Raw genomic sequence first — 26,680 nt, forward strand, 5'->3', positions numbered from 1 at the left:
GGCACCGCGCCTCCCGTCCATCACTGGTCCGGCTGGTTACAGGGCGGCCAGGACCGCGTTGAGCGTGGCGGACGGGCGCATCACGGCGCTCGTCTTGGCGTCGTCCGGACGGTAGTAGCCGCCGATGTCGGCGGGGTGCCCCTGGACGGCGACGAGCTCGTCGACGATCGTCCGCTCCTGCTCGGCGAGCGACCCGGCGATCTCCGCGAACGCCGCTGCGAGCTCGGTGTCCTCGGTCTGCGCCGCCAGTTCCTCAGCCCAGTACTTCGCGAGGAAGAAGTGGCTGCCACGGTTGTCGATCGAGCCGAGCTTCCGGCCCGGGGACTTGTCCTGCTCGAGGAAGGTCCCGGTGGCGCGGTCGAGCGTCTCGCCGAGGATGCGGGCGCGTGCGTTGCCGGTCACGCCGGCGAGGTGCTCGAGGCTGACCGCGAGCGCCAGGAACTCGCCGAGGCTGTCCCAGCGCAGGTAGTTCTGCTGCACGAGCTGCTGCACGTGCTTCGGCGCGGAACCGCCGGCACCGGTCTCGAACAGGCCGCCACCGCCGAGGAGCGGGACGACGGAGAGCATCTTCGCCGAGGTGCCGAGCTCCATGATCGGGAACAGGTCGGTGAGGTAGTCGCGGAGGACGTTGCCCGTGACCGAGATGGTGTCCTCACCGCGGCGGATGCGCTCGAGGGAGAAGCGCATGGCGTCCTCGGGGCTCATGACCTCGATCTGCAGGCCCTCGGTGTCGTGCTCGCCGAGGTACTCGCGGACGAGGCCGATGAGGTTGGCGTCGTGCGCGCGGGACTCGTCGAGCCAGAACACGGCGGGGGAGCCGGTCGCACGGGCACGCGTCACGGCGAGCTTCACCCAGTCGCGGATGGCGACGTCCTTGGTCTGGCAGGCCCGCCAGATGTCGCCGGCCTCGACTGCGTGCTCGAGGACGGTCTCGCCGGCGGCCGTGGTCACGCGGACCGTGCCGGCCCCCGGGACCTCGAACGTCTTGTCGTGCGAGCCGTACTCCTCGGCCTTCTGCGCCATCAGGCCGACGTTCGGCACCGAGCCCATGGTGGCCGGGTCGAACGCGCCGTTGACGCGGCAGTCCTCGATGACGGCCTGGTAGATGCCGGCGTAGCTCGAGTCCGGGATGACCGCGAGGGTGTCGTGCTCCTCGCCGTCCGGGCCCCACATGTGCCCGGAGGTGCGGATCATCGCCGGCATCGACGCGTCGACGATGACGTCGCTCGGCACGTGCAGGTTGGTGATGCCCTTGTCGGAGTCGACCATGGCGAGCTCGGGGCCGGCGTCGATGCCGTCCGCGAAGGCCCGCTTGATCTCGGCACCGTTCGGCACGGCGTCGAGGCCGGCGAGGATCGAGCCGAGGCCGTCGTTCGGGGTCAGGCCCGCGGCGACGAGGTCGGCACCGAAGCGCTCGAAGACGCTCGGGAAGAACGCGCGGATGACGTGGCCGAAGATGATCGGGTCGGAGACCTTCATCATCGTCGCCTTGAGGTGCACCGAGAACAGGATCCCCTGCTCCTTCGCGGCCGCGATCTGGTCGGTCAGGAACGCCTCGAGCGCGCGGACGTGCAGCACGGTGCCGTCGACGACCTCGCCCGCGAGGACGGGGATCGACTGCTTGAGGACGGTCGTTTCGCCGTCGGCGCCGACGAACTCGATCGTCAGGACGTCGTCGGCCGGGGCGATCCAGGACTGCTCGTTCGACCGGAAGTCGTCGACGCCCATCGTGACGACGTTCGTCTTCGAGTCCGAGCTCCACGCGCCCATGCGGTGCGGGTGCTTGCGGGCGTAGTTCTTCACCGACAGCGGTGCACGACGATCGGAGTTGCCCTCGCGCAGGACGGGGTTCACGGCGCTGCCCATGGTGCGGCCGTAGCGGGCGCGGGTGTCGCGCTCCTCGTCCGTCTTCGGCTCGTCGGGGTAGTCCGGCAGGTCGTAGCCCTGCGACTGGAGCTCCTTGATCGCGGCCTTGAGCTGCGGGATCGACGCCGAGATGTTCGGCAGCTTGATGATGTTCGCCTCGGGGGTCTTCGCCAGGTCGCCGAGCTCGGCGAGGGCGTCGTCCAGGCGCTGCTCGGCGGTGAGCCGCTCCGGGAACTGGGCGATGATCCGGCCGGAGAGCGAGATGTCGCGGGTCTCGACGTCGACACCCGCGGTGCCGGCGAAGGCCTGGATGACCGGGAGGAAGGAGTGGGTGGCGAGGAACGGCGCCTCGTCCGTGAGGGTGTAGATGATCTTGGCCATGCTGGCGGGTACTCCCTTGTTCGACCGTCGGTACGTCCACGGTACTCGTGGCGCAGGATGTCTCGACATCAAGATACATCGCCCGGGTGAGCGCCCAGGTGCCACCCTGGACCCGTGACCGAACTCCTCGTCGTCGGCGTCGTCGCCGTCATCGCCATCGCGGGCGCCGCCGTGCTCGGCCCGCGCATCGGTGTCGCGGCCCCGCTCGTGCTCGTCGTCCTCGGGATCGTCGCGAGCCTGCTGCCGTTCGTGCCGGACGCCGAGATCGATCCGGAGTGGATCCTCGCCGGGGTGCTCCCACCACTGCTCTACTCGTCGGCGGTGTCGATGCCGTCGATGAACTTCCGACGGGAGTTCGGCGCGATCAGCGGCCTGTCGGTCCTGCTCGTCATCGCGTCGAGCCTGGTCCTCGGGCTGTTCTTCGCGTGGGTGATCCCCGGCCTCGGGTTCTGGTGGGGCATCGCGCTCGGAGCGATCGTCAGCCCGACCGACGCCGTCGCGACCTCGATCGTGAAGCAGACCTCGGTGTCCCGCCGTGCGATCTCGATCCTCGACGGGGAGTCCCTGCTCAACGACGCCACCGCGCTCGTGCTGCTGCGGACCGCGATCGTCGCCGCCGCAGCGTCGTTCTCGTTCTGGGGCGCCCTCGGCGACTTCGCGAAGGCCGTCGCCATCGCCGTGGTGATCGGCTGGTTCGTCGGCTGGGTGAACGTGCTCGTCCGCGCCCGGGTGCCGAACGCCGCGGTCAACACGGCGCTCTCGTTCGCGGTGCCGTTCGTCGCGGCCGTCCCCACCGAGCACTTCGGTGGCTCCGGGCTCGTCGCGGCCGTCGTCGCCGGGCTGTTCACCGGCATCGTCGGCCCGCGGAAGCTGCCGCCCGGGCACCGGCTGTCGGACGCGCAGAACTGGCAGACGATCGAGCTCGTGCTCGAGGGCGCCGTCTTCCTGACGATGGGGCTGGAGCTGTCGTCGATCCTCGGTGACGTGCAGGACGACCACACCGGCATCGGCCCGGCGCTCCTCATCGCGGTCGTCGCCCTCGTGCTGACGTTGCTCGTGCGCGCGGCCTACGTCGTGCCGCTCCTCCTCGCCCTGTCCGCGAGCGCCAAGCGCGGCGAACGGATGCAGGCGCGGTTCGAGGAGATGCACGCGAGCGACCGCGACGCCATGAGCGACGTCATCCGCGAACACCGCCCGGGCAACCGCGCACCGTCCGAACGGGATCTCGACCGGTTCGCCGTGCGGGTGCGGCGGACCCTGGCCGACATCGCGTACTACACGAAGGCCCCGCTCGGCTGGCGCGAGGGCACCACCGTGATCTGGGCGGGGATGCGCGGCGCGGTCACGGTCGCCGCGGCCCAGACGCTGCCGGAGGGCACGCCCCAGAAGTCGCTCCTGGTGTTCATCGCGTTCGCGGTCGCCCTGCTGTCGCTCGTCGTCCAGGGCAGCACGATCGGCCCGCTCGTCCGACGGATCGCGGCACCGGCCCCGGACACGGCGTCGAACGACGTCGAGGAACGACGGCGACTGCTCGAGCTGATGCGGACCGCGGCCGAGCAGGTCCCGGGGACGGGCGAGGAGGGTCCCCGCACGCAGGAGGAACTGCAGGCCGCCGACCCCGCCGAGCTCCGGGCGTGGATGGGGCGCGAGAAGGCCAGACGGACGGCGGTGCTCGAGGCGCAGCGCTCCGCGATCCTCGACGCCCGCGACGACGGCTCGTTCGACGCCGAGGTGCTCGAGTCGATGCTGCGGAACCTCGACGCCGAGCAGATCGCGCTCGAGCTCCGGGGAGCGCCCGTGCGCTGACCGAGGTCAGTGCCGGTCGAAACCCCTTCAGTGCCCGATCGACACCCGGAACACCCGCACACCCGCGGCCCGCAGCCCGGTGACGCCGAGCCGCATCCGGAAGTTCCGGAACGGTCGCCCGAAGCCCGACGTGTGCGAGGCGACGCCGATCTGGTGCAGCACCTCGGAGGTCAGCGTCCGCTCGACCTTCGGCGCGAGCCGGGTCAGTCCGGACACCGTCACCACGATCTGCACGGCGTTCGGGGCGAGCAGCGGCTCGATCGTCTCCGCGGTCTCCTGCGCCCGGTGGAAGGCCGGGTCGTCGCCGGGTCGGCGGATCGCGATCACGGCGAGTTCGGCGTGGCCGGTCTCGCCGGGTTCCGGCAGGTCGTCGTCGCCCACCACCCGCATCCGCGAGGCGTCCACACCCGCCCGCACGGCCGCTGCGCGGAGCACCGGCAGGAGGTCACGGGTGCCCGCGAGCACCACGTCGGCGACCCGCAGGTCGATGGGTTCGTGCCGGTCACGCGGCGCTCGAGCCATGCTCAGGGTCCTTTCGGCTCGCTCATCGCGGACACTACCGACGGTCGGCAGCGGACGGGCGGGACCGGCCGGACCGGTCAGGACCCTCCCAGCGGTTCGGTAACGAGAAGATCACGAAAGGACCTGTACAAAGCGACAGAGTCGTGCAGAATGGTGGGCGGCCATGACGACACCACGCGAAATCGACCAGCACCCGGGGACCCCGGTGGTGCACCTGTCCCGTCGCGCGGCCCTCGAGGCCGAGCGTGCCGCCGCCCGCAAGCCGGAGCGTTCTGCGCGAAAGGCGGAGCGTTCGGCGACCAAGGCGGACCGCCCGAAGCCGACGCCGAAGCCGAAGCCGGAGCGCACCGGGCGCCGAGCGACCATCGCCCGGGCGACCACCGAGCACGGCCTGCGGAACACCCCCGACGCACGCATCCAGCGAGTCGTCCGTCGCCCCGCGGCCACCGTGACCAGCCTGCCGGCCGCACCACGCGCCTCCAGGCAGCAGCGTGCGTCGCGACCGCAGCGCGCCACCCGGATCACGCTGACGAGCGCCCTCGCCGCCCTCGCCATGTTCGCCGCCTCGGCGATGCCCGCGCACGCCAGTGCCGGCACCTCGATGGCGACCTCGACCCTCGCCCCCACGGTCCGCACGCAGGACTACGCCGTCACCCAGGCCATCTCGGCCAGCGCCCTCGACCGCGACGAGTTCACGGTCGGCGGCGGCACCGCCAGCAGCTCGGCCGCTCCGGGCACGGCGGTCTCCTACGGCGGCGCCGTCCGGTCGCCGTTCCCCGGGCCGGTCCGGATGAGCTCCGGCTTCGGCTACCGCTCCGCGCCGTGCGGTGCCTGCTCGTCCCTGCACCAGGGCCTCGACTTCAACCCCGGCATGGGCGCCCCGATCGGCGCCGTCGCCGCGGGGACCGTCCGCGTCTCGGGCACGTACTTCTCCTACGGCAACGCGGTCATCATCGACCACGTGGTCGACGGGCGCGAGGTCTCGACGCTCTACGGGCACATGATCCCGGGCTCCTCGCCGCTCAAGGTCGGCGACACGGTCGAGGCCGGCGAGTTCATCGGCAAGGTCGGCTCCTCCGGGGTCTCGACCGGAGCGCACCTGCACCTCGAGGTCCTGATGGACGGCGTGACCCCGATCGACCCGAAGGCCTGGCTCGAAGCGCGCATCGGGCGGACCCTCACCGCCTGATCAGCTTGCCTGTGCACACTCACAGGCATGGACGACTGCCACAGACCGCCCGCTCGACGACGATCTGACCGGACCGCCCGCTGATGGGCGCCGACACCTGGATCGCCTTCGGGCTCGTCATCCTCTTCGTACTCGTCGGCGGGGTGTTCGCCGCCGCCGAGATCGCCCTCGTCTCCTTGCGTGAGTCGCAGCTGCAGCAGCTCGAGCGCCGCGGGTCCCGTGGCATGCGCGTCGCCGAGCTCGGCCGTGACCCGAACCGGTTCCTGTCGGCCGTGCAGATCGGCGTGACCGTCGCCGGGTTCTTCTCGGCCGCCTACGGTGCGTCGTCGATCGCGCCGGACGTCGCGCCGCTGCTGGGCGGGTTCGGGCTCGACCAGGGCGCCGCCGAGGTCGTGGCCCTCGTCCTGATGACCCTCGTGATCGCCTACCTGTCGCTCGTGTTCGGCGAACTCGTGCCGAAGCGACTCGCGCTGCAGCGGGCCGAGGGCTTCTCGATGGCCGTCGCTCCGACGCTCGACCGCTTCGCGACCGCGATGCGTCCGGTGATCTGGCTGCTGTCGAAGTCCACCGACGCGGTCGTCCGGCTGCTCGGCGGCGACCCGGACGCCCGGAGCGAGTCGATGAGCACCGAGGAACTCCGCGGCCTCGTCGACGACCACGACGCCATCGACCCCCAGGGTCGCCGCATCGCCCGGAGCGCGCTCGACGCCGGCGACCGCATCCTCCGCGAGTCGATGCGCCCCTGGTACGACGTGTCCACGATCGATGCCTCGGTCTCCATCGCCGAGGCCACCGACCACGCCATCGACGCCGGACACTCCCGCTACCTCGTCACGGACGGCTCGCGGGACCACGTCGACGGGTTCGTGCACCTGCGCGATCTGCTCCGACCGGCCGACCCGTCGGCACCGGTCGCGACGCTCGTCCGCCCCGTGCTGGCGCTGCCGGAGACGAAGTCGCTGTCGAGCGCCATCGCGGACATGCGCACCGACGGCCACCAGATCGCGCTCGTCGTGGACGAGTACGGCGGGAGCGCCGGCATGGTCACGCTCGAGGCGTTGCTCGAGGACCTCGTCGGCCGGATCCGCGACGAGTGGGACACCGCCGAGTACGACGAGTCGACAGCGGCGCAGGACGGCGTCGACGGTGCGACGGTCCTCGAGGACCTCGCGGCCGACGGCGGCCCGGTCCTGCCCGACGGCGACTACGAGACCGTCGGCGGCCTGGTGCAGGTGTTCCTCGACCGGATCCCCGCGGTCGGCGACGTCGTCCAGGCGGGCGACCACCGGCTCGAGGTGACCGCCATGGACGGTCACCGCGTGGCCCGCGTGCGCATCACGGCCGACGTGACCGCTTGACGGACGGGAGGCGCGTGGCGGGCCCGCCCCGCGCCTCCAGTCCGTCCTGTTCCGGTCTGTCCTGTTCGTCCTGTTCGTCCGGTCCGTCCTGTTCGTCCGGTCTGCTCCGCAAGAGCGACAGATCGCTCCCGATGTTCGGCGGCGATCTGTCGCTCTTGCGAGCGGGACGGCACCCCCGCCCCGGAACCTGTCGCTCTCACGGACCGGACGGCACGGCGGCGGGTACCGCCAGTGCCCCCGACCTCCCGGGAGCGCGACGTACGCTCGACCCATGGGTATCGACGTGCGCAACGAGATCCGCGACTTCCTGTCCTCCCGACGGGCACGGCTCACCCCCGACCAGGTCGGCATGCCGTCGTTCGGCGGCGGGATCCGGCGGGTGCCGGGGCTGCGTCGCCACGAGGTCGCCATGCTCGCCGGGGTGAGTGTCGACTACTACACGCGGCTCGAACGGGGTTCGCTCAAGGGCGTCTCGGACAGCGTGCTCGACGGGCTCGCGAGCGCGTTGCAGCTCGACGAGGACGAGCGCGTGCACCTCTGGGACCTCGCGCGTCTGGCGAACGCCGGCGTCAAGGTCATGCACCGGAACGTCCCGACCCGGGTCCGACCCGGCGTGCAGCGGCTGCTCGACGCGATCACCGGGGCACCCGCGTGGGTCCGCAACGAGCGCGGCGACGTCGTCGCGACGAACGAGCTCGGGCACGCCCTGTACTCGCCGATGTTCGCCGGGCCCGGGCGTCCGGTGAACACCGCACGCTTCACGTTCCTCGACCCCGCGGCGAAGGACTTCTTCCCGGACTGGGCGCAGACCGCTCGTGACGCCGTCGCGATCCTCCGCGCGGCTGCGGTGTCGAACCCCTGCGAGCCCGGTCTCGTCACCCTCGTCGGGGAGCTCTCCACCCGCAGCGAGGAGTTCCGCACGTGGTGGGCGGCGCACGACGTCCGGGTGCACCGCGCCGGCAAGAAGCGGATCGTGCACCCGATCGTCGGCGAGCTGCGGCTCGACTACGAAGCGCTCGACCTCGTCGCGGACCCGGGCCTGGTGATGTTCTCGTACTCGGCCGAACCCGGCAGCGAGTCCGAACGATCCCTGTCGCTGCTCGGGTCGTGGGCCGCCACGGAGCGGGCCGAACACGACGCCGAGCGCCGCCGGTCGGACGCGGAGCGCCAGTCCGAGTCCGTCGACTGACCCGTGACCGGGCAGGACGACCGCAAGTACCGTCGGCCGGAGCCGTCCTTCGCACGGGCGATCGCGAAGGCCCTGGGCGGCGCACGATCGGTGCTCGAGGTCCGTTCCGACGACGGCGCGGGTTCCTACTCGCCGGCCGATGCAGCGGTGACGACGGTCCCCCCGGCCGCGACCGCCGCGAGACTGCCCTTCGCCGACGACGACGACGACGCTGGCGCGTTCGACGCCTCGGTGGTGACCTTCTCGCTCGACGAGTGGGACGACCTGGAGCACGGGCTGGCCGAGCTGCGCCGGGTCACGCGCGGACCGATCGTCGTCCTGACGCGCGACCCCGCACGCGTGGAGCGGTCGTGGCTCGCCGAGTACGCCCCGGAGGTCACCGCGGCCGAGGCCCATGCCCTCCCCACGCTCGACCGGATCGCGGCAGCGCTGGGCGACGACGTGGTGACGACCACCACGCTGCCGATCCCCTTCACGTGCGTCGACGGCTTCTCGGAGGCGTACTACGCCCGGCCTGAGCGGCTCCTCGACCCCGGAGCGCGGCGAGCCGACCCGGCGTGGAGCCGCGTCGACGAGATGACCGCCCGCCGCTCCGTCGCCGCGCTCCGCACCGCGATCGAGTCCGGCGAGTGGGATCGCCGGTACGGCGCGCTCCGCGTCCGACCGTCGTACGAGGGCTCGCTCGTGCTCGTCACCGCCATCCCGACGGACGAACCCGTGGGGTAGCGGAACGCTCGTTCCACCCCGTACCCTGAACGTTCTTTCATCGACGAAGAACAGGGGACCCGTCATGGACAACCACCTCATCCACACCACGACGACCGACGCAGCCGTTCGGACTGCGCCGCGACGAATGCTCCGTCGGATCGGCGCGGTGGTCGCCGTCGCGGCGCTCGCGCTCGGCTTCACGACGGTCTCGGCGACCGCCGCCCAGGCCTACGTTCCGTCCTGCGTCGCGCTCAGCGGGAACACGCCGTACATCTCGCAGGCGGGCATCGTCACGCAGACCGGCCTCGTGTACGTCAAGAACAACTGCCAGGCCAACCTCCGCCTGAAGGTCGACGTGCAATACGGCTTCGACTCGCCGTGCACGACCTTCAAGAAGGGGCAGCGCATGGGCATCGCGTACACGTCCTACCCGGGCCTCGCCTACGCGACGGCACGCGGCGTCTACACCTGCTGAGTCCCGGAGCACGCCGTGGAGGGCGCGGCCCGGGATCCTCCGGGTCGCGCCCTCCGACGCTCCGCGGCTTGACACGTCGTCGTAGGCTGGTCCGGTGAGCTTCCAGGAGGTGGTCGGCGCCCGTATCGCCGACATCAGGGCGTGATGCCCCCGGTCGCACCGTTCGGTGTGGCCGCTGTCATCGAACCCTGAGCCCTCCGCCCGGTGCGGCGCATCCCCTGCGCCCCGGGCACCGAACGAAAGCGCACACCATGCTGCCCATCAGCGAGAAGACCCTCCGCACGTCCTTCGTCAACGCCTCCCGCAAGGAGGTCGGTGACCTCACCCTCCCCGCCGACTTCGACACGATCGACTGGGACGCCCTCGACTACCTGGGCTGGCGCGACCCGAAGATCGGCCGGCGCGCGTACGCCGTCGTGCCGACGCTCGACGGGGAGCTGGTCGGGATCCTGTTCCGGCAGGCCGAGGCCTCCTCGCGGTCGCGGGCGCAGTGCTCGTGGTGCCAGGACGTCAAGCTGCCGAACGACGTCGTGTTCTACAGCGCGAAGCGGTCCGGTAAGGCAGGTCGGAACGGCAACACCGTCGGCACGCTCGTCTGCCAGGACTTCCAGTGCTCGCGGAACGTACGGAAGCTGCCGCCGCCCGCGTACGAGGGCTACGACGTCGAGGCCGCCCGGCTCCGGCGCATCGAGGACCTGCGGCTCCGCGCCGCGTCGTTCGCGGCCGAGGTGTAGCCCCCGGCGGCTCTGGACGTTCCCGCGTCGGCAGCCTGGAGGCGCGGGGCGGGCCCGACCCGCGCCTCCAGGCCCGCCGACCGGACGTTCCGGGACCGGTGGTCGCGTTCCGGGGGAAACCACCGTGAAACGCGCGGGACACGATCCTCTCGTAGCGTGGCCGCATGGACCTTGGCGAGCTGAACGACGCGACCGACACCGACGCTGCCGCCACCGTGCGGGGGTGGGCCGACGTCGATCCGTGGGTCGACGCCCTCGTGGCGGCACGTCCCTACGCGTCCGTCGCCGACCTACTGAACCGAGGCCGTTCGCTCGCCGGCGCATGGGGCGCCGCGGAACTCGATGCCGCGCTGGCGCACCACCCGCGGATCGGGGAGCGGGCCACGGACGCGTCCTCGGCTCGAGAGCAGTCGTCGATGCGCACCGCCGCCGACGAGGTCGCCGGCGCCATCGCCGACGGGAACGCAGAGTACGAGCGGCGATTCGGGCGGGTGTTCCTCGTGCGCGCTGCCGGGCGGAGTCCCGAGGAGCTCCTCGCCGAACTCGAGCGGCGACTCGGGAACGAGCCCTCCGTCGAGGAGGCCGAAGCGGCAGCAGCACTCGCCGACATCGCGCTGCACCGCATCCGAGCGACCTTCAGCGTCCCGCAGCTGACCACGCACGTGCTCGACGCCACCTCCGGTGTGCCCGCGGCGGGCGTCGCGCTCGTCCTGAGCACGGTCGACGGCGACGTGGTCGCGACCGGAGCGACGGACGACGACGGTCGAGCGTCGCTCGGGCCGGACGTGCTCGGACGGGGTGACCACGTGCTCCGGTTCGAGACCGGAGCGTACTTCGCGGCGGCAGGGGTGCCGACGTTCCACCCGTTCGTCACCGTGGCGTTCTCGGTCGCGGGCACGGGGCACCTGCACGTGCCGCTGCTGCTGAGCCCCTTCGCGTACAGCACGTACCGCGGCAGCTGACGCCCGGCGCGCTGCGCGCTCGCGCGGCCGCGAGGGGGCGTATGCCGTCTGCGGTACGTGCCCCAGGCCGAGCGGGCGAAATACCAGGGTGAGTGGCGGACGCACCCTGGCATTTCGCCCGCTCGCGCGGGTCCATGCGTGGCCGGGCATGCGTCACGGCCGAGCGGGCGGAAACGCGGGGTCGCACCGCGAGCGCACCCTGGCATTTCGCCCGCTCGCGGATCGCGGCGCGGCGGGAGGGGGGGGGACGCGCGCTGGCGGGGCGAGGCGGCGCGGCCCAGAGCGACGGGAGGCCCGTGGCGCGTCCGCCACGGGCCTCCCGTCGGTCAGGTGCTCGGCTCAGCGACCGATGGTCGACATGTCGGGGTAGCGGTCGCCCGTCGGGACGGGCAGCGCCGACAGCCGCGCGATCTGGTCGTCGGTGAGGGTGAGGTCCGCGGCGCCGACGTTCTCCTCGAGCCGCGAGACCCGCTTCGTGCCGGGGATCGGGACGACGTCCTCGCCCTGGGCCAGCAGCCACGCGAGCGACACCTGCGCCGGGGTGGCACCGGCCTCGGTCGCGATCTCCTTGACCGCGTCGACGATGCGCATGTTCTGCGCGAAGGCCTCTTCCTGGAAGCGCGGGTTCGCCAGACGAAAGTCGTCGGAGTCCAGGTCGGACGGCTTCGTGATCGCACCGGTCAGGAACCCGCGGCCGAGCGGGGAGTACGGCACCAGGCCGATGCCGAGTTCGCGGAGGGTGTCGAGCACCTCGCCCTCGGGGTCGCGCGTCCACAGCGAGTACTCGCTCTGCAGCGCCGTGATCGGGTGGACGGCGTGGGCCTTCCGGATCGTGGCGGCGCCCGCCTCGGAGAGGCCGATGTGGCGGATCTTGCCCTCCTGGACGAAGCCGGCGAGCTGGCCGATCACGTCCTCGATCGGGACGGCCGGGTCGACGCGGTGCTGGTAGTACACGTCGATGTGGTCGGTGCCGAGGCGCCGGAGCGAGCCCTCGAGCGCCTCGCGGACGGACTCCGGCGCCGAGCTGATGCCCCGACCGGTGGCAGGGGTCTCCTCGCCCGCGGTGTGGGTGATGAGGCCGAACTTCGTCGCGATCACGACGTCGTCGCGGCGGTCGGCGAGGGCCCGGCGGAGCAGGTCCTCGTTCGTGTAGGGGCCGTACGCCTCGGCCGTGTCGAAGAGCGTGACGCCGAGGTCGATCGCGCGGTGGATGGTGCGGATCGACTCGTCGTCGTCGGAGCCGGCGCCCGTGTAGAAGGCGCTCATGCCCATGGTTCCGAGGCCGACGGGTCCGACCTCGAGGTCTGCGAGCTTGCGTGTCTGCATGCCCCCAGGTCTACTCCGGCAGCCCGGGTTGGAGGGAGGCACTGACCGGGCCGGTCAGACTGCGGCGGGCGTTCGTGTGGATCCTCCAAGGTCTCCCCGGCGCTCGCCTCGCCCTGGTGTGATCGGGACGTGAACCTGTACTTCCGGCTGTTCCTGCTGCAGTTGCGCGTCCGCCTCCGTCCGTCGATCGGCGCCCGCCGTCCGTCGCTCTGGGACGAGGTCCGCACGCCGTTCCGGGTCACCGTCACCGACCTCGACCCGCTGCGGCACGTCAACAACGGCAAGTACCTGTCGATGCTCGACCTCGGCCGCCTCGACCTCATGCTCCGCTCCGGGTTCTGGGGCGAGATCGCGGAGCGCGGCTGGTACCCGGTCGTGTCCGCGCAGACCATCACGTACAAGCGGTCGCTCACGCTCGGGCAGCGCTTCGACCTCGTGACGCGGGTGCTCGGCCTCGACGACCGCGCCGCCTACCTGGAGCAGACGTTCGTCCGTCGCGGGACCGTGGTCGCACGGGCCGTCGTGCAGGCGCGGTTCCTGCAGCGGACGGGCGGGACCGTCTCGCCGGCCGAGCTGCTCGAGGCCGCGGGCGAGCCGGAGCGCGACCTGACGCTCCCCGAGTGGGTGCACGACTGGGCGGGCGCGACACGGATCAGCAGTGCCGCGGGGTAGACAGGTCCGGTGAGCGAACCAGAGCCCCACCGCCGGACCCCCGCGACGACCCGGCGGGTGCTGCTCGCCGGGGGAGTGGGCCTCGGGATCGCCGGGGTGCTGGCGGCGTGCAGCCGACCGGGCCCGAGCCCGTCGCCGTCCGACTCCGGGACGCCCGGCCCGACGAGGACACCGACGTCGACCCCGACGCCCGGGGGCCCGGACTCGTGGGACGCCCTGGACGCGGCCGTCTCCGGGCGACTGCTCCGGTCCGGGTCGAACGGGTGGAACACCGCGCGGCTCGTCGAGAACCCCCGCTACGACGACGCCGACCCGCAGGGCATCCTCCGCGCCGCGGGCACGGCCGACGTGCAGGTCGGGCTCGCCTTCGCACGGAACACGCACACCCCGGTGGCACTCCGTGCCGGCGGACACTCGTACACGGGGTGGTCCGCCGGCGGCGCGAGCGGCACCGACGTCCCGCGGTCGCTCGTGATCAGCACGCAGGACCTCGACGCGGTAGAGCTCCACGACGACGACACCGTGACCATCGGCCCCGGTGCCCAGCTCGGTGACGTGTACGCCACCCTCGCGAAGGCCGGACGGGCGATCGGCGCGGGGTCGTGCCCGACCGTCGGCATCGGCGGGCTCACGCTCGGCGGCGGGGTCGGCGTGCTCGTCCGCTCCTTCGGCCTGACCTGCGACCAGCTCACCGGCGCGACCGTCGTCACGCCGGACGGCACCGTGCACGAGGTCTCGGCGACCGCGGACCCGGACCTGTTCTGGGCGTGCCGGGGCGGCGGGGGTGGGACCGTCGGCGTCGTGACCGCGCTGACCTACCGGACGCAGGCCGCGCCTCCCGTCCTGCTCTTCACCATCACCTTCGCGTGGTCCGCCGCCGCTGCCGTGGTGCGCGCCTGGCAGGACTGGGCGCCCACCGCCGACCGGCAGTTGTGGTCGACGCTCAAGCTGCTGAACGGCACGCGCCACACATCGCCCACCGTCACCGTCACCGGCGTCTGGACCGGAGCGAAGACCGGAGCGGACACCAGCGTCGACGGTTTCATCCAGGCAACCGGAGCGAAGCCGCTCTCTCACACCGCCAAGGAGATGACGTACGGCGCCGCGATGTCCGCGCTCGCCGGCAAGCCGCAGCGCGTGTCGGAGGCGGCGACCTCGTCCATCGGGAACGCCAAGCTGACCGACGCGCAGATCGACACGCTCGTGGAGCACGCCGCTGCTGCCGGCGACGTGGCCGGCAACCGGGAGGGCGGGGTCGCGCTCGACGCCCTGGGCGGCGTGGTGTCCGAGGTCGGCCGGACCGACTCCGCGTTCCCGTGGCGGTCGGCGCTGATGACGGTGCAGTACACGGCGGTGTTCGCGGACGGGGCGGACCCGGCTCCCTTCGACGCGTACGTGCGGGGGTTCCGGAAGGCGATGCGGCCGGCGTGGGGGGACGCGGCGTACGCCAACTACTGCGACGCGGCGATCACGGACCCGGCGGACTACTTCGACGTGAACACCTCGCGGCTGCACCGGATCGCCGAGCAGGCGGACCCGACGGGGATGCTGGTGCAGCCGCACTGGGTCTGACGGGCGCGGCGGCCCCGGCCGGCCCCGGCGGCGCGATCCCGGTGGTGAGATCGCACTCCGTCGGCCACCGGTGGGCCGGTCGGCCGCGGAAGTGCGATCTCGCCGCGGACGGCCAGGCCTGGAGGCGCGGCGGACGCCCGGATCGTCGGTCGCGACCGCGGTGGGTCGCCCTACGATGACCGCATGGACGCCGACGAGCTCGTGGTACCGGACGCCGCAGCGTGGCGCGCCTGGCTCGATGCGCACGAGGAGGACCCGGACGGGGTGTGGCTCGTGCTCGCGAAGAAGGGCACCACGGAGCCGACGACCCTGAACTACGACCAGGCGCTCGACGAGGCGCTCTGCTCCGGCTGGATCGACGGCCAGAAGCGCGGCCGCGACGAGGCGACGTTCCGGCAGCGGTTCACCCCGCGGCGGAAGGCCTCGCTCTGGTCGCAGCGCAACATCGGCCTCGTGGCGACGCTCGTGGCCGAGGGACGGATGCGGGATCGGGGCCAGGCGGAGATCGACCGGGCGAAGGGCGACGGCCGGTGGGACCGCGCCTACGCCGGGGCCGCCACGGCCGCCGTGCCGGAGGACCTGCGGGCCGCGCTCGACGCCTCGCCGGCCGCTGCGGCGCTCTTCGCCGAACTCGACGCCACGAACCGGTACGCCGTCGTGCACCGGATCGTGACCGCGCCGAGCGCCACGGCACGGACGAACCGGCTGACGAAGCTCGTCGGCGGACTGGAGCGGGGCGAGACCCCGTACCCGCGCAAACCCTGACGGATCGGGCAGCCGCGTCGAACCACGTTCCCGACGTCGAACCGCGCGCCGGGGTCGGTTCGATGTCGGAAAGGTGGTTCGACCGCCAGGCGGCACCCGGGGGACAGCGACTCAGAGAGCGGCAACGGACGCGGCGTAGACCGGGGTCATGACCACTGGTACCGACACCACGAACCGTCCGGCTGCCGCATCCGGCACCTTCCGCATCGGTGGGGACCTCGAGGTCCACCGCCTCGGCTACGGGACCATGCAGCTCACCGGCCCCGGCGTCTGGGGGCCGCCGAAGGACCACGACGAGGCCGTCCGCGTGCTCAAGCGCGCCGTCGAGCTCGGCGTGGACTTCTTCGACACCGCCGACTCGTACGGCCCCTACGTCGCCGAGGAACTCCTCAAGGAGGCCCTGCACCCCTACGGCGACGACATCGTCATCGCCACGAAGGCCGGCCTCACCCGTACCGGCCCGAACGTCTGGCCGCCGGTCGGCCGTCCGGAGTACCTCCGCCAGGAGGCCGAGATGAGCCTCCGCCGACTCGGCCTCGAGCGCATCGACCTGTTCCAGCTGCACCGCATCGACCCGAAGGTCCCCCTCGAGGACCAGGTCGGCGAACTGAAGAAGCTGCAGGACGAGGGCAAGATCCGCCACATCGGGCTCTCCGAGGTCTCCGTCGACGAGGTCAAGGCCGCGCAGGAGATCGCGACCATCGTCACGGTGCAGAACCTGTACAACCTGCAGAAGCGTGACGCCGAGGAGCTCCTCGACTGGTCGGAGCAGCAGGGCATCGGGTTCATCCCGTGGTTCCCGCTCGCGACCGGCGGGCTGACCGGCGAGGACTCGCCCCTCACCGAGATCGCCGAGCGCAAGGGCGCCACCCCGGCGCAGCTCGCGCTGGCCTGGCTGCTGAAGCGCTCGCCCGTCATGCTGCCGATCCCGGGCACCTCGAGCGTCGCTCACCTAGAGGACAACCTGTCGGGCGCGACCGTGGAGCTGACCGACGACGAGTTCGAGGAGCTGTCGAAGTTGGGCAGCTGACCCCGGGTCGCGGAGGCGACCGGAGGACGGACGGGAGGCGCGGTGCCAGCTGGCACCGCGCCTCCCGTCCGTCTGCTGCTTGCGTTTGCATACCGGGTATGGGCATACTGGGTATGGTCACGGTGGCCACGACGGGGGAAGACGATGAGCGTACGGATGGGCGTACTCGCGCTGCTGGTGGGGGGACCCGGGTACGGGTACCAGCTCCGGGGGGAGTTCGAGCACCGCACCGGCGGGACCTGGCCCCTCAACATCGGCCAGGTCTACACGACGCTCGACCGTCTCGAACGCGACGGCCTCGTGGCCCGCGGCGACACCGACGACGACGGGCACGTCGTCTACACGGCGACCGACACGGGCCGCGACGAGGTCGCACGCTGGTTCAGCGAGCCGGTGCCCGCGAAGCGTGGCCGCGACGAGCTCGCGATCAAGTTCGCCCTGGCGGTCACGGTGCCCGGCGTCGACGTGACGCACCTCGTGCAGGTGCAGCGGACGGCAGCCGTGCGGAACCTGCAGGACCTGACCCGGCTGAAGCGCACGTCCGACCCCGCGTCGGACCTGGCGTGGTCGCTCGTCCTCGAGTCGATGCTGTTCCAGGCCGAGGCCGAGGTCCGCTGGCTCGACCACGTGGAGTCGAGCGTCGCCCGGTACCGACCGGACGAGCACCCGTCGCCGACCCCGGACGCAGCCGTGTCCGACGCGACCGTCCGGAGCGCACGGTGAACGCCGCGGCACCGCTCCTCGAGCTCGACGCGGTGAGCGTGCAGTACGGCACGGGGTCGAAGGCGGTCACCGCCCTCGCCGGTATCGACCTGCAGATCCGCCGCGGCGAGATGGTCGCGGTGATGGGCACCTCGGGCTCGGGCAAGTCGACGCTGCTCGCCTGCGCCGGCACCCTGCTGCCGCCGACCAGCGGCGAGGTCCTCATCGACGGCACCTTCGTGTCCGACCGGCCGGCCAAGGAACTCGCAGCGCTGCGACGCCGACTGATCGGGTTCGTGTTCCAGGACTTCAACCTGATCCCCTCGCTCACCGCGGTCGAGAACGTCGCCCTGCCCCTCGAGCTCGACGGGTGGAAGGCCTCGCAGGCCCGCCGCGCCGCCGAGCTCGCGCTCGACAACGTCGAACTCGGCCACCGCGCCGACGCGTTCCCGGACGACCTGTCCGGCGGCCAGCAGCAGCGCGTGGCGATCGCCCGGGGCGTGGTCGGCGAGCGCCGCCTGGTCCTCGCGGACGAGCCGACCGGCGCCCTCGACTCGCAGACGGGCGAGGTCGTGCTGCGGATGCTCCGCCGGCACGTCGACGCCGGGGCGGGTGCGCTCCTGGTGACGCACGACGCCCGGCACGCTGCCTGGGCGGACCGGATCGTCTTCCTGCGGGACGGCCGCGTGGTCGACGAGACCGTGTACTCGGGCGTCGAGATGGCTCTCGCGGACCGAGCCGCGTCGTGAGCGCGCGTCGGCGCACCGCCGACGCCGATCCGCCCCGGACGGGTGACTCCGGCGCACTGCGCGCCGACCGCCGGTCCGGACGTCGACCGGCGCGCGCGCGGACCGATCGGCGCGACCGCGTCCGGACGCCGTTCGCGATCCGTCCGGCACTGCGGCTCGGGCGACGGCTGGCGTTCGCGAAGGTCGGTCGTGCGGCGCTCATCGTCGCACTGATCGGCATCCCGACCGCCGGGTTCACCGCGGCCTCGATCGTGGTGCAGTCCACGCAGGCCACCTCCACGGAGCAGCTGCGCTACGACCTCGGGCACGCCGCCGGCCAGATGCGCGTCGCCGGTCCGGACGTCCGCGGCATGCGCCAGGACCCCGTGAACTGGCAGTACACCGAGTCCGAACGGGGGAGCCCCGCGGCGAAGGCCGATGGCGACGAGCGACCCGCGAACGTGCTCGACCACGTGCCCGCTGGTGCCCTCTCGATCCCCGTGGGCTCGTCGTCGGTCGTGCTCGCCGGTCCGAAGGGGCCGATCGGCATCACGGCGGTCGAGGGCTCGGCGTGGTCGAAGGTGCTCGACGGGCACTGGCACGTGCTCGACGGTGCCGCCCCGACCACACGCGACGAACTCATGGTCACCCCGGCGACCCTCCAGCGCCTCGGCGCGTCCATCGGTGACACGGTCGACCTGACCGACCCCGTGACGAAGCGCCTCACGATCACCGGCACGATGCGCGACGCAGCGTCCGACCCGGACGCGCAGGGCGTGTTCCTGCCGTGGGGGACCACCCTGTCGACGACGACGGGCGCCGACCGCACCGGCACCACGGACGTCACCGTGTACCTGGCCTCGGACGCCCCGACGTGGTCGGAGATCCGACAGCTCAACCAGCACGGGATCGTCGTGGAGTCCCGGCCGGTCGTGCTCGACCCGCCGGACGCACGACTCCGCGGTGGCCAGGTGGGCTCGCAGATCGGCTGGTTCCTCGGCGCCCTCGCGCTCCTCGGCGTCTTCGCGATGTTCGAGGTGGCGCTGCTGGCCGGCGCCGCGTTCCTGGTCGGGACCCGCGCCGACACCCGCTCGTACGCCATCGTCACGAGCGTCGGCGGCGACCGGCGGTTCGTCCGGACGATCGTCGCCGGCTCCGGGCTCGTGCTCGGGGCGACCGGCGCCGTGCTGGGCGTCGGGCTCGGCACGGGGATCGGGGTCGTCGCGTTCCGCCTGATCGACAACGGCAACGTCGCGACCTGGCCGGGCCTGCACGTGCCCGTCCCGCTGCTGCTCTCGATCGGGGCGGCCGGGGTGCTCGCCGGCCTGGTGTCCGCCCTCGTCGCCGCGCGTGCCGCCACGAGGATCAACGTGCTCGCCGCCCTCCGGGGGTCCCTGCGCCCGGCGGCGGCGAACCCGCGCGCCGAACGCCGCCGACGGATCTGGGCGCCGGTGCTCATCGTCGTGGGCGCCCTGATGACCCTGGCGTGCGGGGTCGGCGTGCTGCTGCTCAACGACCGCCCCGTGCAAGAGGACGAGCTGGCGTGGGTGGTCGGTGCCGGCGTCGCGATCGGACCCTGCCTCATGCAGCTCGGGGTCGCGATGTGCTCGCCCTGGCTGCTCGCGCTCGTCGCGAAGGCCTCGACGCGCCTCGGCCTGTCCGCACGGCTCGCCGCACGCGACGCCCGCCGCAACCCGGTGCGCACGGTGCCGGTGCTCGCGAGCGTCATGAGCGTGGTGTTCGTCGCGTCCGTGGCGATCACGTGGAGCGCCTCGGCGCACGCGCAGTTCGTCCGCGACTACGAGTACCGGACCGCCGTGGGCGTGGCCACCGCCGACGTCTCGGTCTCCGGCGACGAGGGGACGGCCAGCGGGTACGACGCCGAGCTGACCGCCCGGGCCGCGAAGATCGCGTCCGGGGTGCTCCGCCACGACCGCATCCGGGTCCTCGGCGTGGTCGCGGAGCAGGCCGGCGACGAACCGACCACGATCACCGTGCCGCACGACTGGGTCGGCAAGGAGTGCCCGACCAACGACACCACGTCCTGCTCGCGGTACCTCACGTCGCAGGACAGCTCGGCGCCGCACATCTGGACGGGCACCGTCGACGACTACGCCCTGCTGACCGGGCACCGACCCTCGGCGACCGTCCGCGACGCCCTGGCCTCGGGCAAGGCCGTCTCGCTCTGGCCGGAGTACGCCCACGACGGTGTGGTCCGCCTCGACACGTTCCGCGACCGGACCTGGGAGTCGCCGACGATCACCACCGACTCGCGGCCGGACGCCTCGACGACCATCCCCGCCGTGCTCGACGTGCAGTCGCCCCGCATCGAGGTGGGCGTCTTCATGACCCCGGAGACCGCCGAACGCCACCGGGTCCCCGCAGTCGCCGGGATGCTCGTGACGAAGCTCCCCGGCGAGCTCACACCCGCTCAGTGGGACGAGCTGTCGTCCGCGTGGCAGAGCCGTGGCGGCGCTGACCGCGACCGCTGGTACGGGCCGACGTTCGCCTACGAAGCCGGACCGGTGGATGCCCAGGGCATCGTGAAGGCGCTCGTCCTCGCACTGGCGGCGGCCGTCACGATCGGGGCCACCGCGGTCGCGATCGGCCTGGCCCGGTCGGACGGACGCCGCGACGACGAGGTCCTCGACGCGGTGGGGGCCGCTCCGGTGCTCCGCCGTCGGGTGTCCGCGTGGCAGGCGGCGATCCTCACCACGGTCGGCGCGGTGATCGGCACCCTGTTGGGGCTGCTGCCGATCCGGGCGCTCACCCTGCGGTTCACGAGTGGTCCGGCTGGTGCGTCGCACATGCCGTTCGTCGCGGACTGGCCCGTGCTCGCGCTCCTGGCCCTCGGTCTGCCGATCCTGGTGACGGCCGGCACCTGGCTGACGGCGGGACGCGGGCGTCGGGTCGCGGTCCGGCGCTCGCTGTGACCAGGCTCGCTGTGACCAGGGGAGGAGGGACCGGACGAGCAGGGATCGGCGGAGCAGCGCTCGGCGGAGCTGGGAACGGCCACGAGGACCCACAGCGAACCGTCCGGTTCCCCAGGTCTGGGGTCTGGTACCGACACGCGATCCGCGGGATACCTGGAGTCGTGTCCACCACTCGTCGCCGCGCACTGCTCGCGAGCACCGTCTCCGCCGCCTGCCTCGTCGCGGTCGGGTCGTTCGTCGTCGTCTCCACGCACACCGCTCCGGTGGTGAGCAGCACCCGTGCGGTGGCCGTCGCGGGGGCACCGGCACGGGTCGAGCACGCGGACGCCCGCGCGGACACCCGGACCGACGTCCACGCGGACACCCGGGCCGACGTCCACTCGGACGCCCGGGTCCCGGTCCGCGAGCAGGTCGTCTCCGGACCGCTCGGGTCCGGCGACCGGTCGGGGGCGATCACGTTCGCCTACGCGGGCGACTCCATCACGGCGCGACCGGACTCGTGGTTGCACGCACTCGAGCCGGACACCCGGTTCCACGCGGTCGGCGGCTACGCGCACAGCGGGTACCGGGCCGACCAGGTGCTCGCCGAGATCGGTCCGGTGCACGACGCCGACGTCCTGGTGGTGGAACTCGGCACGAACGACGTGAACCAGGCCGTCCCCACCGCGACGACGATCGCGAACGTCGACGCCGTCGTCCGGAGGGTCGGGGCGGAGCACGTCCTGGTCGTCGCCGGTCCGCCGTCGGACTGGACGACCAGCCGGTGGGGCGCCGACCGACGCACGGGCCAGGTCGTCCTGAGCCGAGCACTCGAGCGCGATGCGGCCGAGCACGGATGGTCGTACACGGACCCCTTCGCGGCGTTCCGCCAGCACGACGGCGCCTGGGTCCGCGGCACGTCGCCGGACGGGATCCACGGCACCGCGTCCACGAACGTCGGCGTCGCACGGGCCATGGCCACGGCGATCACGGAGGCATCCCGCTAGCGGCGGGCAACTGCAAAGAACCAGTTGCAAACATCTGCTTGCAAAGATTTCTTTGCAGTCGTACGCTCAACACATGGCTCCCGAAGCACGCGTCCTCGACCTCCCGTCGATGAAGGCGCTGAACCACCCGCTGCGCACGCAGCTCTTCAACGAGCTCGCCGCACACGGACCGGCAACGGCGACGAGCCTGGCCGATCGGGTCGGTGAGTCGACCGGCTCGACCAGTTACCACCTCCGCCAGCTCGAGAAGCACGGCTTCATCGAGGAGATCGTCGGCCGCGGGAACGGTCGCGAGCGCTGGTGGCGGCGCACCCCGGTCGCCGTCCAGACGAACGTCGGGGACACCCCCGCCGGCATCGCCGCGGCCCGCCTCATCGCGACCGGGTCGAACGAGTTCGCGGAGCAGATGATCCGCGAGTTCATCGCCCGCGACCAGGAGACGATGTCCCCCGGCTGGCGGGACGCCAGCGACCTCTCCGTCGCGATCATGCGACTGCGCCCCGAGGAACTCACCGAGCTGATGGACGGCGTCCACGCCCTCGTCGACTCGTTCCGGCGCCGTCACGTGCTCGACGACGACTCCGACGCGGACACGAGCCGCGTCTTCATCCGCCTCGCGGCGGTACCCGTCTTCGACGACGAACGCCAGGGATCATGAGCGCAGCACTCCACCTCGACCACGTCGGTCCGCTCGAACGGACCGCACACCGCCTCGGACTCGCCCTGCTCCGGTGGAGCGAGACACGGGCGGCCCGCGTCGCCGACCGCGCCCTCGGTCCGGACCGCGGGGCGGCTCGGCTCGCGTACGAGCAGCGCACCGCCCTGGAGGCACGGCACCGGCACTGGGACCGACTCGCCTCCGGCACGCCCCGCGTTCGCTGACGGGGCAGCACGCCGGCTCGGCCACGCGGTGCGCATCGCCTCAGCCGGTGGTGCAGAACGACTCGACGGCGACGTGCACGCCGTCGGTGCCGCCCCCGAGGCGCATCCGCTCGACCGCGGCGTCGGCGTGCAGGGGCCCGACCAGGTCGGTCCCCATCGCCCGGTCGATCGGCTCGTAGCCCGCGTCGCGCCAGCCGGCGAGGACGCGCGGCGCGAGGTCCTGCGGACGGACCGTCGGCAGCACGAGCGACCCGGTCCACCGCCGGCCACCGCCGTCGCACACCTGCTCCGTCACGACGACCGGCGGCGCCTCGGTCCGCGCGGGCGTCGGCGACGACAGGTCGTCCAGCGGGCCGGCCCAGCGGACCGTGTCCTCGAGCAGCGCACGCGTCCCCGCCTCGATCCCGGCGGCGTCGAGGGTCGTCGCGTCGGCGGGGGTCGGCCCGGGCCACTCGGGCTCGAGCGTCCACGTCGACGACGGCTCCGGCTCCGCCACCGGTGCCCGGGTCCCCTCCGGCAACCCGCTGCCGGCGAACAGCGGCCCCACGGCGAGCGCTCCGACGAGCCAGACGGCCACCACGGCGTCGGCAGGCCACAGGGTCGTGATCGACGGGCGGTCGTCCTCGGCCACCGTGCGGAGACGACGCCACCGCATCGTGAGCGCCGTCGTCAGGAACCCGGCTGCCGCGAGCACGACGGGCAGCTCGACGACCGGCGGCACCACCCCGAGGCCGGCGCCCCACCACCCCGCGGGGACAGCGGTCGCGACGGCCATCGCCGTGTACGCGGCGACGAGCAGCCGCGTCTCACGACGGGGGAGTCGCTCGTGGTACGGCGCCGGCCGCAGCACGCACCACACGGTCGCGGCCACGGCGTTCACCGCGACGCCGACCCGGCCGAGGCCGAGTCCGACGAACTGGAAGAAGGCCCACCCGGCTCGCGGCGGCGGGTCCACCTCGTACCGCACCTGCCCGGCGAGGTGCAGCAGGACGAGGACCCCGACGACGCCGAGCACGAAGAACGCCCACGCCCAGCGTGGCGGCCCGAGGCGACGGATCGCCGCCGCGGCGAACAGGACGGACGCCGGCAGCAGGACGAGCAGGGCGATGCCGGCCGTGCCGTCGAAGGTCTCCGGATCCACGTGCCCACGCTAGGAGCGCGACCGTTCGGCGGACGACCCGGGCACGACGGCTGTGTCCGGCGACCCATCGACGGACGGGAGGCGCGGGGCGGACCCCGCCACGCGCCTCCCGGCCGTCAGCGCGGACTCACTCGGGGAGCGGCTCCGCGTACGTGCGGAAGTCGCCGCGCTCCGTGTGGATCGCCCAGAGGCGGTCCGCGATCGACTCGCCGGAGTGCTCCGGCTGCCCGTCGTCGATCCCGAACGGGATGATGAGCTGGCCGACGTGCACCTGCTCCTGGCGGACGTCGTCGTGCAGGAGCTGCGCGTATGCGCTCTCGCCCGCGAACGCCACCGACGTGCCCGTGACCCGGGCGCCCGGACGGACGGCACTGCCGCCGTTCACGAACAGGATCGTGCCGTGCCCGAGCGCGCGCATGCCGGGCAGCACCTGCCGGACCGCGGTGACGGAGCCGTAGACCGAGAACTCGATCGGACCGACCAGGTCGTCCGCCGTCGTCTCGAGCACCGGTCGCATGTACTCCTTCGCGGGCAGCGGACTGTACTGCAGCACCTCGATCGGGCCGAGCTGCTCGGTCGCGCGTTCGAGGGCGGCCCGGAGGGAGTCCTGGTCGCGGACGTTCGTGGCGAAGCCGGCGGCCTCGTACCCGCGGTCCTGCAGCGAACGGGCGAGCTCGTCGAGCCGGGACTGGTTGCGGGAGAGGAGGGCGATCGAGAAGCCCTCGCGGCCGAAGCGGTCGGCGACGGCGAGGCCGAGGCCCTTGCCGGCCCCGACGATGGCGATGGTGGTCATGCGGTGTACTCCTCGTCGCTCACGTGCTCGAGCCAGGTGGTGGTCGTGGCCGGGTCGTCGGCCGAGTCGAGCATCGCGAGGTGCTCCATGTAGTCGGTGGGCGTCGCGCCGTGCCAGTGCTCCTCGCCGGCCGGCGTGTACACGGTCTGCCCAGCCTGCACCTCGAGAACGCCGCCGTCCCGGGTGCCCATGCGCGCGACGCCCTCGGTCACGTGCAGCGTCTGCCCCTTGGCGTGCGAGTGCCACGCGGTGCGGGCACCGGGCAGGAAGCGGACCTTGGCGACGGTCATGGTCTGCCCGGGTTCCTGCGGCGAGGCGATGGCGTCCAGGTACACGTCGCCCGTGAACTGCTCGGGCGGGTTCTTGACGGTGGGCTGCTTCGGCTGGATCTGCATGTCCCCGACGGTAGGCCGGTGCGTGCGGCCGAGGGAGGGGACGACGGAACCCCTCAGCAGCGGTGCGGATCCAGGCCTTTCCCGAGTGCGGCGTGTGCAATCGACGCAACGACCCGGGAGGAACACCGTGGACACCACCCCGCACCGCGCTCGCGACCGCATCCTGACCGGAGCGGGCCTGGCCGCCGCCGCCGTGCTCGTCCTCGCCGGCTGCTCGGACGACTCGGCCCGGACGCTCGAGGGCACCGCGGACGCCACGACCGCCCCGTCGGCGAGCGCCGACCCCACCGCCCCGGCAGCGGGACAACTCCGTCCGGGCGGCGAGACGACCGACATCGCGACCGGGCTCGACGCACCGTGGTCGGTCGTCCGCACCGGCGACGGTGGGGACGCCCTCATCAGCGAACGCGACTCGGCGCAGGTGCTCGAGCTGGACGGTTCGGGGAAGGCGCGCACCGTCGGCACCGTCGACGGGGTCAGCCACGGCGGCGAGGGCGGGCTCCTCGGCCTCGCGCTGCACGACGGCGACCTGTTCGTGTACTCGACCGCCGACGACGGCAATCGGATCCAGCGGTACGACCTCACCGGCAGCACCGGCTCCTACGGCCTCGGCGACGCCACGACGGTCATCGACGGCCTGCCGGCGAACAGCTTCCACAACGGCGGCCGCATCGCCTTCGGCCCGGACGGGATGCTCTACGCGAGCGTCGGCGACGCCGGCACCGGGGCGGACGCGCAGGACCGCGACTCCCTGGCGGGCAAGATCCTCCGGCTCACCCCGGAGGGCGACGTGCCGGGCGGCAACCCGTTCCCGGGCTCGCCGGTCTGGAGCCTCGGGCACCGGAACGTGCAGGGCATGGCGTGGACCGCCGACGGCACGATGTTCGCGTCGGAGTTCGGGCAGGACACCTGGGACGAGCTCAACGTCATCGAGCGGGGGAAGGACTACGGCTGGCCCGAGGTCGAGGGCACCGGCGGCACGGACCAGGGGTTCGTCGACCCCGTGCAGCAGTGGTCCACAGACGACGCCTCGCCGAGCGGCCTCACCGTCATCGACGACACCGTGTTCATCGCGAACCTCCGCGGCGAGGTCGTGCGCGGGATCCCGGCGGACGACCCGACGACGTCGACCGAGTACTTCGCGCGGGATTTCGGGCGCATCCGCACCGTGCTGGAGGGGCCGGAGGGCGCGCTCTGGTTCGTCACGAACAACACCGACGGCCGCGGGGACCCGACGGAGGGCGACGACCGGATCGTGTCCGTCCCGCTCGCCAGCAGCTGACCGGGGTCCTGCGCTGATCGGGGTTCTGGCAGCACCTCGCTCGCGCGCACCCCACGGAAGTACCGTGACGGCATGGACCACCGCGACGAAGCGCGCGACTTCCTCTCCGGTCGTCGCGCACGCATCACCCCCGAGCAGGCCGGCGTCGAGACCTTCGGCACCCGCCGCCGCGTGACCGGACTCCGGCGCGAGGAGGTCGCCCGGCTCGCCGGCGTCAGCATCGACTACTACACACGCCTCGAGCGGGGGAACCTGCAGGGCGTCTCGGACAGCGTGCTCGACG

At 72.7% G+C, this 26,680-nt stretch carries 26 protein-coding genes and 1 pseudogene; 21 read left to right on the plus strand and 6 right to left on the minus strand.

All coding sequences use genetic code 11. The annotated features are described in order from the left end of the window. Positions 1-36 precede the first annotated feature (36 nt). Positions 37-2,247: an NADP-dependent isocitrate dehydrogenase gene (locus BIU96_RS02460; RefSeq protein WP_071291018.1), complete on the minus strand. Its 2,211-nt coding sequence runs from the start codon at positions 2,245-2,247 to the stop codon at positions 37-39. 114 nt (positions 2,248-2,361) lie between these two features. On the opposite strand from BIU96_RS02460, the gene BIU96_RS02465 reads away from it, so the two are divergent. After that, a complete protein-coding gene (locus BIU96_RS02465) occupies positions 2,362-4,053 on the plus strand; it encodes a sodium:proton antiporter (RefSeq protein ID WP_071291019.1) in 1,692 nt (563 codons plus the stop codon). Between the two features lie 27 nt (positions 4,054-4,080). Here BIU96_RS02465 and BIU96_RS02470 read toward each other — a convergent pair whose 3' ends face one another. Beyond that, positions 4,081-4,575: a hypothetical protein gene (locus tag BIU96_RS02470; RefSeq protein ID WP_071291020.1), complete on the minus strand. Its 495-nt coding sequence runs from the start codon at positions 4,573-4,575 to the stop codon at positions 4,081-4,083. 163 nt (positions 4,576-4,738) lie between these two features. On the opposite strand from BIU96_RS02470, the gene BIU96_RS20360 reads away from it, so the two are divergent. The 8 genes and pseudogenes from BIU96_RS20360 (at position 4,739) to uraH (ending at position 11,190) form a co-directional block, all read left to right on the plus strand. After that, entirely contained in the window at positions 4,739-5,764 is a 1,026-nt protein-coding gene (locus BIU96_RS20360; protein WP_139199715.1) for a M23 family metallopeptidase, read from the plus strand. Between the two features lie 83 nt (positions 5,765-5,847). Beyond that, entirely contained in the window at positions 5,848-7,122 is a 1,275-nt protein-coding gene (locus BIU96_RS02480; RefSeq protein ID WP_071291022.1) for a hemolysin family protein, read from the plus strand. A gap of 271 nt (positions 7,123-7,393) precedes the next feature. Continuing rightward, on the plus strand, positions 7,394-8,311 hold the full coding sequence (locus BIU96_RS02485) for a helix-turn-helix transcriptional regulator (RefSeq protein ID WP_071291023.1): 918 nt from the start codon (positions 7,394-7,396) through the stop codon (positions 8,309-8,311). A 3-nt stretch (positions 8,312-8,314) separates the two neighbouring features. Continuing rightward, positions 8,315-9,037 (plus strand): SAM-dependent methyltransferase, encoded by a 723-nt coding sequence (locus tag BIU96_RS02490; protein ID WP_071291024.1) that lies wholly within the window; start codon positions 8,315-8,317, stop codon positions 9,035-9,037. A gap of 64 nt (positions 9,038-9,101) precedes the next feature. Beyond that, positions 9,102-9,494 carry a hypothetical protein gene (locus BIU96_RS02495; protein ID WP_071291025.1) on the plus strand — a complete coding sequence of 131 codons (393 nt, stop codon included), beginning with the start codon at positions 9,102-9,104 and terminating at the stop codon, positions 9,492-9,494. A gap of 251 nt (positions 9,495-9,745) precedes the next feature. Beyond that, on the plus strand, positions 9,746-10,228 hold the full coding sequence (locus BIU96_RS02500; protein WP_071291026.1) for an FBP domain-containing protein: 483 nt from the start codon (positions 9,746-9,748) through the stop codon (positions 10,226-10,228). A gap of 164 nt (positions 10,229-10,392) precedes the next feature. Continuing rightward, positions 10,393-10,851, plus strand: a pseudogene (gene uraD, locus BIU96_RS20180) (2-oxo-4-hydroxy-4-carboxy-5-ureidoimidazoline decarboxylase); the annotation flags it as partial. Further along, complete coding sequence (gene uraH / locus BIU96_RS20185; RefSeq protein WP_175477438.1) at positions 10,852-11,190, plus strand: hydroxyisourate hydrolase; 339 nt, start codon at positions 10,852-10,854, stop codon at positions 11,188-11,190. Positions 11,191-11,529: 339 nt separating this feature from the next. Here uraH and BIU96_RS02510 read toward each other — a convergent pair whose 3' ends face one another. Continuing rightward, positions 11,530-12,516 (minus strand): aldo/keto reductase, encoded by a 987-nt coding sequence (locus BIU96_RS02510; protein ID WP_071291027.1) that lies wholly within the window; start codon positions 12,514-12,516, stop codon positions 11,530-11,532. Between the two features lie 129 nt (positions 12,517-12,645). Between BIU96_RS02510 and BIU96_RS02515 the strand changes: the two genes are divergently transcribed. From BIU96_RS02515 to BIU96_RS02560, 10 genes are all read left to right on the plus strand, one after another. Next, complete coding sequence (locus BIU96_RS02515; protein WP_071291028.1) at positions 12,646-13,188, plus strand: thioesterase family protein; 543 nt, start codon at positions 12,646-12,648, stop codon at positions 13,186-13,188. A gap of 9 nt (positions 13,189-13,197) precedes the next feature. Next, positions 13,198-14,760, plus strand: a complete 1,563-nt coding sequence (locus BIU96_RS02520) for an FAD-binding oxidoreductase (RefSeq protein WP_083402591.1) — start codon at positions 13,198-13,200, stop codon at positions 14,758-14,760. 183 nt (positions 14,761-14,943) lie between these two features. Continuing rightward, positions 14,944-15,525: a YdeI family protein gene (locus BIU96_RS02525; RefSeq protein ID WP_071291030.1), complete on the plus strand. Its 582-nt coding sequence runs from the start codon at positions 14,944-14,946 to the stop codon at positions 15,523-15,525. Between the two features lie 148 nt (positions 15,526-15,673). After that, positions 15,674-16,555, plus strand: a complete 882-nt coding sequence (locus tag BIU96_RS02530) for an aldo/keto reductase (protein WP_071291031.1) — start codon at positions 15,674-15,676, stop codon at positions 16,553-16,555. 156 nt (positions 16,556-16,711) lie between these two features. After that, on the plus strand, positions 16,712-17,278 hold the full coding sequence (locus BIU96_RS02535) for a PadR family transcriptional regulator (RefSeq protein ID WP_254785909.1): 567 nt from the start codon (positions 16,712-16,714) through the stop codon (positions 17,276-17,278). Next, positions 17,275-18,006, plus strand: a complete 732-nt coding sequence (locus tag BIU96_RS02540; RefSeq protein ID WP_071291033.1) for an ABC transporter ATP-binding protein — start codon at positions 17,275-17,277, stop codon at positions 18,004-18,006. Before BIU96_RS02535 ends, BIU96_RS02540 begins: the two co-directional genes overlap by 4 nt. Continuing rightward, positions 18,003-20,918 (plus strand): ABC transporter permease, encoded by a 2,916-nt coding sequence (locus BIU96_RS02545; protein WP_071291034.1) that lies wholly within the window; start codon positions 18,003-18,005, stop codon positions 20,916-20,918. The genes BIU96_RS02540 and BIU96_RS02545 overlap by 4 nt, the downstream gene beginning before the upstream one ends. 161 nt (positions 20,919-21,079) lie before the next feature. Further along, positions 21,080-21,904, plus strand: coding sequence for an SGNH/GDSL hydrolase family protein (locus tag BIU96_RS02550; RefSeq protein ID WP_071291035.1), 825 nt, complete (start codon positions 21,080-21,082; stop codon positions 21,902-21,904). 73 nt (positions 21,905-21,977) lie between these two features. Continuing rightward, positions 21,978-22,562: a winged helix-turn-helix domain-containing protein gene (locus tag BIU96_RS02555; RefSeq protein ID WP_071291036.1), complete on the plus strand. Its 585-nt coding sequence runs from the start codon at positions 21,978-21,980 to the stop codon at positions 22,560-22,562. Next, complete coding sequence (locus tag BIU96_RS02560) at positions 22,559-22,786, plus strand: hypothetical protein (RefSeq protein WP_071291037.1); 228 nt, start codon at positions 22,559-22,561, stop codon at positions 22,784-22,786. The genes BIU96_RS02555 and BIU96_RS02560 overlap by 4 nt, the downstream gene beginning before the upstream one ends. 40 nt (positions 22,787-22,826) lie before the next feature. On the opposite strand, the gene BIU96_RS02565 is transcribed toward BIU96_RS02560, so the two are convergent. From BIU96_RS02565 to BIU96_RS02575, 3 genes are all read right to left on the minus strand, one after another. Further along, the gene (locus tag BIU96_RS02565) at positions 22,827-23,927 is read right to left on the minus strand and encodes a hypothetical protein (RefSeq protein ID WP_071291038.1); all 1,101 of its coding nucleotides are present in this window, start codon (positions 23,925-23,927) and stop codon (positions 22,827-22,829) included. Between the two features lie 127 nt (positions 23,928-24,054). Next, positions 24,055-24,720: an SDR family NAD(P)-dependent oxidoreductase gene (locus BIU96_RS02570; RefSeq protein ID WP_071291039.1), complete on the minus strand. Its 666-nt coding sequence runs from the start codon at positions 24,718-24,720 to the stop codon at positions 24,055-24,057. Continuing rightward, complete coding sequence (locus BIU96_RS02575; RefSeq protein WP_071291040.1) at positions 24,717-25,115, minus strand: cupin domain-containing protein; 399 nt, start codon at positions 25,113-25,115, stop codon at positions 24,717-24,719. Before BIU96_RS02575 ends, BIU96_RS02570 begins: the two co-directional genes overlap by 4 nt. Positions 25,116-25,242: 127 nt before the next feature. Between BIU96_RS02575 and BIU96_RS02580 the strand changes: the two genes are divergently transcribed. Together BIU96_RS02580 and BIU96_RS02585 are read left to right on the plus strand one after the other, a co-directional pair. Continuing rightward, a complete protein-coding gene (locus tag BIU96_RS02580; protein ID WP_254785910.1) occupies positions 25,243-26,397 on the plus strand; it encodes a sorbosone dehydrogenase family protein in 1,155 nt (384 codons plus the stop codon). Positions 26,398-26,469: 72 nt separating this feature from the next. Continuing rightward, positions 26,470-26,680: helix-turn-helix domain-containing protein (locus tag BIU96_RS02585; protein WP_139199722.1), on the plus strand; the 211-nt coding region annotated here is incomplete at its 3' end.

Source organism: Curtobacterium sp. MCBA15_008, from assembly GCF_001865065.1.
Classification (GTDB): domain Bacteria; phylum Actinomycetota; class Actinomycetes; order Actinomycetales; family Microbacteriaceae; genus Curtobacterium.